We start from the raw sequence: 7,200 nt of genomic DNA on the forward strand, positions 1-7,200 counted from the left end.
GCTGGCCGGATGGGCGCCGGTTCCGGCTGGTTTCAGGACAGGCGCCCGCATCGTCAACTCTCCGAGCCGATCGGCAATCCCCAGAAACCGAAGGAATGCCGCGCCGCTCGTCGGGGGTCGATCCTCGGGAACGGGCGGATGGTCCCTACCATCTGTCCGCGCGGGCGCCAAGCCGGGGCAACGACAGGGTGATCGGGACGCCGCGGCAGCCGGTCTTGCGGCGTGGTGGCCGGGGCTCCGGGCACGGGTCCTCGCGCCCCGCTCAGATCAGGCCGCTGGCCGTGAGGAACCGCATCATCCGGCGCTGCTGGCCCTCGCTCAGCGGCCAGGCCGAGGGCGGCCGCGTCGGGCCACAGTCCCGGCCCAGGGCCTGGAGCGCCGCCTTGACCGTGGTGACGTTGGTGCCGCCCAGTTCCTCGGCGCGGATGTCCTCGAAGACCCGCATCCCGGCGATGAGGTCACGGGCACGGCCGTAGTCCGAGGCCTCCAATGCGGCATGAATGGCGATCGAGCGTTCCGGCCAGACGTTGATCAGCCCGGAGGTGAAGCCGCGCGCGCCGACCGCGTAGAAGGGCGGCGCCCAGACCTCGGCGAGGCCGCCGACCCAGGTGATCGAGGGATCGCAGGCGGCGCGGGCCTCGGCGAGCCGCAGCGGGTTCGGCGTCGCCCATTTCACGCCCACCACGCCCGGCAAGGCGCAGAGCGCCGCGATGCCGCCGCTGCCGATCGCGTCGTTGCGCAGGTAGAGCATGATCGGCAGCCCGTCCGAGGCGTCGCGGACCGCCCTGACGTAATCGACCGTGCCGCGCGGCGCGACGAAAGGATCGGGCGGCTGGTGGACCATCAGCGCGGCGGCACCGGCTTCGGCCGAGGCGCGCGCAAGCCGGCAGGCGTCGCGAATGCCGCGGCCGACCCCGGCGAGAACCGGCGCGCGCCTGCCGACCATGGCGACGACCTCGCGAACCATCGTGCAGGCCTCGTCGGTGGTCAGCGCGTAGAACTCGCCGGTATTGCCGTTGACCACCGGCAGGTGCACGCCGGCGCCGAGCGCGCGGTCGATGATCGGCGCGAGCCTCCCGGGCGCGATGTCGCCGGCCGCGTCGTAGGGCGTGACCAGGATGCCCGAGATGCCGGTCAGCCTGGCGGCGAGATCGAATGCCATGAATTCCCCCAGCGACTGCGTTCAGTGGATGTCCGGCTCGCCGGCAGCCGGGCCGAAGGAACGCGCGAGATAGTCGAAGTCGCAACCCTCGTTGGCCTGCCCGACATGCCGCTGGAACATGTAGCCGTAGCCGCGCCGGTAGCGCGGCTCGGGCGCCCGCCAGGCGGCCCTGCGCCGGGCGATCTCGGCCGCCTCCACCAGCATGTCGAGCCGGCGGCTCGGCAGGTCGAGCCGCACGATGTCGCCGCTCCGGAGCAGCGCCAGCGGCCCGCCGACGAAGCTCTCGGGCGCGACATGCAGCACGCAGGCGCCATAGGAGGTGCCCGACATGCGGGCATCCGAGATGCGCAGCATGTCGCGGAGCCCTTCCTTCACCAGCCGCTTCGGCAGCGGCAGCATGCCCCATTCCGGCATCCCCGGCCCGCCCTGCGGCCCGGCATTGCGCAGCACCAGCACATGTTCGGGCGTGACCTCCAGCGTCTCGTCCTCGATCGCAGCCTTCATCTCCGGATAGCTGTCGAAGACCAGCACCGGACCCTCGTGGACATGGTATTTCGGATCGCAGGCGGCGGGCTTGATCACCGCACCGTCCGGGCAGAGATTGCCGCGCAGCACCGCGAGCGAGCCCTCGTGATAGACCGGATTCGAGAGCGGCCGGATCACGTCGTCGTTCCAGACCTCCGCGCCTTCGAGCCCCTCGCCGAGCGTCCTGCCGGTGACGGTGATCACGGAGGTGTCGAGGCGATCCTCGAGCCGCTTCATCAGCGCGCGAAGGCCCCCGGCATAGAAGAAATCCTCCATCAGGTAGTCCCTGCCCGAGGGCCGGAGATTGGCGATGAGCGGCGTGCTGCGGCCGAGGGCATCGAGGTCGTCGAGCGTCAGGCCGACTCCGGCGCGCCGAGCCATGGCGATGAGATGCACCACGGCATTCGTCGAGCAGCCGGTGGCCATGGCGACGATGGCGGCATTGCGCACCGCGGCATCCGTGACGATCCGGTCCGGGGTCAGATCCTCCCAGACCATCCCGACGATGCGGCGTCCGCAGGCCGAGGCCATGCGCCGATGGCCGGAATCGGCTGCCGGGATCGAGGAGGCGCCCGGCAGGCTTAGGCCCATCGCCTCGGTGATCGCGGTCATGGTCGAGGCGGTGCCCATGGTCATGCAGGTGCCGACCGAGCGGGCGATGCCGCCCTGGATGCCGAGCCATTCCTCGTCGGTGACCTTGCCCGCCCGCCGCTCGTCCCAGTATTTCCAGGCATCCGAGCCCGAGCCCAGCACGCGCCCGGCGTAATGCCCGCGCAGCATCGGCCCCGCCGGCAGGAAGATCATCGGCACGCCGGCGGTGAGCGCACCCATCACGAGGCCCGGCGTCGTCTTGTCGCAGCCTCCCATCAGCACCACGCCGTCGAGCGGATGGGCGCGGATCATCTCCTCGGCCTCCATCGCCAGCAGGTTGCGGTAGAGCATCGAGGTAGGCTTCAGGAAGCTCTCGTCGACGCTGAGCGCCGGCAGCTCCACCGGGAATCCGCCGGCCTGGAGCACGCCGCGCTTCACGTCGCGCGCCCGCTCCGGGAAATGGCCGTGGCAGGAGTTCAGCTCCGACCAGGTGTTCAGGACGCCGATGATCGGCTTGCCCATGAACTCCTCCTCGGCATAGCCGAGCTGCATCATGCGCGAGCGGTGGCCGAAGCTGCGCAGGTCGTCGGGGGCGAACCATCGGGCGCTGCGCAGCTGCTCCGGGCACTTCTTCCTGGTGTCGACCATGCCTTGGCTTCCCGGCAGTGTCCCGGCCTCCTGTCACCCCAGGGGCGTCACTCCGGGAAGACCTTGGCCCAATCGTCCTTCATGCTGATGACGTTCCAGCCCTTCTGCTTGGCTTCGTCCATCAGATCCTGCGGGAAGGCGCCGATCTTGGTGTCGGGCTGGCCGTCGGCCGGACCATAGGCATATTCGCGGTCCGCGTCGTCGTGGAAGACCAGCACCTTCAGCGTCGCCCCCTCGCCGGCGCCGGTCCATTCCAGCATCTCGCGATCGCCCGCGGAATTGCCGAAGGCCGCAATCGGACGGCGGCCGATGTGGGAATTGATGCCGACCGGCTTGCCCGCCTTGTCGTCGATGAAGTTGATCGCGGCTTCGCGCATCAGGACGGGCGTGCCGTCCACGACCTTGTATTCGGTCTTGATCGAGGATCCGACGACCTGCTCGGGCGGAATGTCATAGACCTGCTCGGTCCAGGGCCGCATGAACTCGATGCCGCCGCCGGAGACGATGAAGGTCTTGAAATCGTTGGCCTGCAGGTAATCGATCACCTCGAGCATCGGCTGATAGACGAGCTCGGTATAGGGCCTGTCGAATTTGGGGTGCTTCGCCTTGGCGATCCAGCCCGAGACGATCGTCTCGAAATCCGCCGTGCTCATCCCGGCATGGGTGGCCGCGATGATCTCGGTCAGCCCCTTCTCGCCGGACGCGGCCAGCGCCTCCATGTCGTCGTCGAGCACCGCCTTGAAGGGCTGGGTGTCCTTCCATTCGGGATGATCCGCCGCCAACTCCTTCACCCGGTCGAGTGCGAAGACGAGCTGGGTATAGACCGGGTGCTCGACCCAGAGCGTGCCGTCGTTGTCGAAGGTGGCGATGCGCTCCGGCGCCGGGACGAAATCCTCGCTCGATTCGTTCGTGACCGTCTCGACGAAGTCGACGATCGCCGTCTTGGTATCGCCGTCGTTCCAGGACGGCAGCGGGTCAGTCTGCCCCCAGGCCTGGGCGGCGAGAGCGGTGGTGAAGCCGAGGGCGAGGAAGCTCGTCGGGCGCATGGTCGATCTCCGGGTTGCGGTGCCGCGGCCCGATGTCCAGGCCGCGGCAGCCGGGTCAGTTGCCGGTCGGCATCGGCAGGCTGATGCCGTCCTCCTTCAGCTGGTCACGAACCCACTGGAACCGCTGGTAGTTCGTGATGGTAATCGGACCGGTATAGACCTCACTCTGCAGCTTCCGCGGCGGATAGTCGACGTAGGTCTTCATGAGCTTCTTGATGGCGTCGCCGGCGGTCACCAGCGTCCAGGTATGCTCGGTGAAGTTGGTCATGAAGACGTCGTAGCGCTCCTGCGGGTCCTGCAGCAGGTCGAAGACCTGCGGCACGGTCGCCGCATAGCTCTCGGCGCCCTTCCAGCCGAGGTTGGTATCGACCGCGAGGCCGCCGGTCTGCGCACCGTCATCGCCGCGAAGGTTGTAGACGTACTTGTAGTTGCCGACGCGCGCCGCGCCGGGCGTCAGCTCATCCTCGGTGAAGTAGAACCAGCTGTCCCGCTCCGACGCGCCGCTGCCGGTCCAGACCGGAAGCATGTTGTAGCTGTCGAAATAGATCGGCTCACCGTCACGGTCGTTGGCGGGCAGCTCGATGCCCGCGATCGAGGCGAAGGTCGCCATCAGGTCCAGCCCGCCGAGGATGTCGTCGCTCTTCGAACCCGCCGCAACGTGGCCCGGCCAGCGGACCATCGAGGGAACCCGGCTGCCGCCCTCGCGAACCGTGCCCTTGGTACCGCGGAACGGGGTGTATCCGGCATCCGGATAGACGTCCTGCCAGGCGCCGTTGTCGACGGTGTAGAAGACCACCGTATTGTCGGCCAGGCCGAGCTCGTCGAGCTTCGCGAGCACGTTGCCGACCCGGGTGTCGAGCTCCAGCACCGAATCCGCGTATTTCGACTTCGAAATCGACTTATGCTCGAAGTCCGGATGCGGCAGGTTCGGCTGGTGGTTCTTCATGAAGTTGACGTTGATGAAGAACGGCGTGTCGGGATCCTGCGCCGCGTCCTCGAGGAACTCGATCGCCGCGCCTTCGACGTAGGCGTCGAGGTACGGGATGCCGACGACGCCCTGGTCGGGCGTGTCGACATATTCGCCGTTGACCTTCCAGTCCTCCTTCGCCTCCTCGCCGGCATTGCCCGAGAGCGAGCCCCTGGTCACGCGCTGGAACATCTCCAGCATTTCCGGGCTCATGTCCGGGAACCACTTCGGGTCGGTATAGGTGTAGGCGTTCAGGTGATAGAGGAAGGCGTGCTTCATCACGTCGTAGCCCTGGGCGTTCGGCAGCGCGTAATCCGACTCGCCCAGGTGCCACTTGCCGGTGAAATAGGTCCTGTAGCCCGCCTCCTTCAGCACCGAGCCGAGCGTCCATTCCGCATGCGGCAGACCGCCCCCCTGACCCTGGAAGGCCACCGTGGTCATGCCCGAGCGGTTCGGGATGCGGCCCGTCTGGATCGCGGCGCGGCCGGGCGTGCAGGAGGGCTGGCCGTAGAAGTTGGTGAAGACCATGCCCTCTTCGGCGAGCTTGTCGAAGGTCGGGGTCTGCATGCCCCGCGCCGCGCCGCCGAGATAGGGGCCGAGATCGCCCCAGCCGGTGTCGTCCGAGACGATCAGCAGGATGTTCGGCTTCTGATCGCCCGCCGAAGCCTGGGCATGGGCAGAGGGCGCGACGGCTGCGGCGCCGATGGCGAATGCGGCGAAGGCACAGAACGACAGGCGCGGAGCAAGCCGGGATCCGGCCGGGTGCTCATGTGCGTTGTCCGACATGGCCTGATCCTTTCGAATATGTGAAAACTGGATCGCGGAACGCGCAAGTCGTGGAATATCGTGGGGGACGCGTCAAGTCCGGAGCACGAAATCGCAGGCCCCGCCCCCTGGCCGGCCGTGGCTGCGGGCGCCATACCCCATCCGATGCCGGGTCGCCTTGAATGGGTCCGCGGTCGATCGGCAGGGCGCGGTCACCATTGACGCCCCGTGCCGGGTGCATCTCCCGCCGCGGGACGAGGCGCGTCCGCGGCCCCCGACATCGCGGAGCGCATATCCCCCGGCTTGTCGAAGACTCCCGCCTTGCCTGACCGCATGTCTGTCGATAGCAAGGCCGGCGATGTCCGGGATCGGGGCGCATATGGTCTATACCTCCTCTGCCGACTGGCGCGGCGCGGCGCATCGGCGCGTCGCACTCTTCGGCATGTCGGGCCTCGGCAAGACCCGCATCGCCGCGATGCTGCGCGACCAGGCCGAATGGTTCCACTACTCGATCGATTTCCGCATCGGCACCCGCTACATGGGCGAGCACATCGTCGACAACTTCAAGCGCGAGGCGATGCGCAATCCCTTCCTGCGCGAGCTCCTGCGCTCGGACTCGATCTACATCGCCTCGAACATCACCTTCTCGAACCTCGCCCCGCTCTCGACCTATCTCGGCAAGCCGGGCGACCCGGAGAAGGGCGGCATTCCCTTCGCGGATTATCTCCAGCGCCAGCGCCAGCACCGCGCCGCCGAGATCGCGGCCACGCGCGACGCGCTCCTCTTCATCCGCAAGGCCGAGCATCTCTACGGCTACGACCATTTCGTCTGCGACACCTCCGGCTCGCTCTGCGAGGTGGTCGATCCGGACGACCCAAAGGATCCGGTGCTCGAAGACCTCGTCTCCGCCACCCTGCCCGTCTGGATCCGCGGCACCGAGGAGCATCTGGAGGATCTCGCCGCCCGCTTCGACCGGGCGCCGAAGCCGATGTACTACCCCGAGGATTTCCTCGTGCAGCTTTGGCAGCGCTATCGCACAGAGCAGGGACTGGCCGAGGATGAGGTGGACCCCGATGCCTTCATCCGTCACGGCTTTACCGCGCTCATGGCCCATAGGCTCCCGCGCTATGCGGCGATCGCGGAGCGCTGGGGCGTGACCGTCGAGGCGGCGGAGGCCGCATCCGTCCGCGACCCCCAGGATTTCGACGCGCTGATCCAGACGGCGCTGGACCGCCGCGGCCGGGAATGACCGGTCGCCCCCACGACGGCCATTCTCACGGCCATTGGCATGGCCACCACCATCACGCGGCGGCGCCCCGCGACGCGGCGAATGCCCGTGCCGTGGGACTCGCCGCGGCCGTCACCGGCGGGTTCATGGTGGTCGAGGTCATCGGCGGGTCCGACGGTATTGCCAAGATCCTCTGCGAAAAGGCGATCGCGGCGGGAAAGGCCGTCGTCACGGCAAACAAGGCGCTGCTTGCCCATCATGGCACGGC

The 7,200-nt window shown here is 68.0% G+C and carries 5 protein-coding genes; 1 reads left to right on the top strand and 4 read right to left on the bottom strand.

All coding sequences use genetic code 11. The annotated features are described in order from the left end of the window. Positions 1 to 262 precede the first annotated feature (262 nt). The 4 genes from V7050_RS16265 to V7050_RS16280 are packed head-to-tail and all read right to left on the bottom strand — an operon-like array spanning position 263 to position 5,725. Entirely contained in the window at positions 263 to 1,162 is a 900-nt protein-coding gene (locus V7050_RS16265) for a dihydrodipicolinate synthase family protein (RefSeq protein WP_324367024.1), read from the bottom strand. Positions 1,163 to 1,183: 21 nt separating this feature from the next. Next, entirely contained in the window at positions 1,184 to 2,926 is a 1,743-nt protein-coding gene (araD, locus tag V7050_RS16270) for an L-arabinonate dehydratase (protein WP_324367022.1), read from the bottom strand. A gap of 47 nt (positions 2,927 to 2,973) precedes the next feature. Beyond that, positions 2,974 to 3,972 carry an HAD family hydrolase gene (locus V7050_RS16275; protein ID WP_324367020.1) on the bottom strand — a complete coding sequence of 333 codons (999 nt, stop codon included), beginning with the start codon at positions 3,970 to 3,972 and terminating at the stop codon, positions 2,974 to 2,976. Positions 3,973 to 4,027: 55 nt separating this feature from the next. After that, positions 4,028 to 5,725 carry an arylsulfatase gene (locus V7050_RS16280; RefSeq protein ID WP_324367018.1) on the bottom strand — a complete coding sequence of 566 codons (1,698 nt, stop codon included), beginning with the start codon at positions 5,723 to 5,725 and terminating at the stop codon, positions 4,028 to 4,030. A 358-nt stretch (positions 5,726 to 6,083) separates the two neighbouring features. Here V7050_RS16280 and V7050_RS16285 point away from each other — a divergent pair, with 358 nt between their 5' ends. Beyond that, on the top strand, positions 6,084 to 6,953 hold the full coding sequence (locus tag V7050_RS16285; protein WP_324367029.1) for an ATPase: 870 nt from the start codon (positions 6,084 to 6,086) through the stop codon (positions 6,951 to 6,953). Positions 6,954 to 7,200: the final 247 nt, after the last annotated feature.

This window comes from Amaricoccus sp. (assembly GCF_036846665.1).
Lineage (GTDB): Bacteria > Pseudomonadota > Alphaproteobacteria > Rhodobacterales > Rhodobacteraceae > Amaricoccus.

Coding starts and splice junctions, on each gene's coding strand:
- araD (WP_324367022.1), bottom strand. CDS start 2,926: ATGGTCGACACCAGGAAGAAGTGCCCGGAGCAGCTGCGCAGCGCCCGA.
- V7050_RS16285 (WP_324367029.1), top strand. CDS start 6,084: ATGGTCTATACCTCCTCTGCCGACTGGCGCGGCGCGGCGCATCGGCGC.
- V7050_RS16280 (WP_324367018.1), bottom strand. CDS start 5,725: ATGTCGGACAACGCACATGAGCACCCGGCCGGATCCCGGCTTGCTCCG.
- V7050_RS16265 (WP_324367024.1), bottom strand. CDS start 1,162: ATGGCATTCGATCTCGCCGCCAGGCTGACCGGCATCTCGGGCATCCTG.
- V7050_RS16275 (WP_324367020.1), bottom strand. CDS start 3,972: ATGCGCCCGACGAGCTTCCTCGCCCTCGGCTTCACCACCGCTCTCGCC.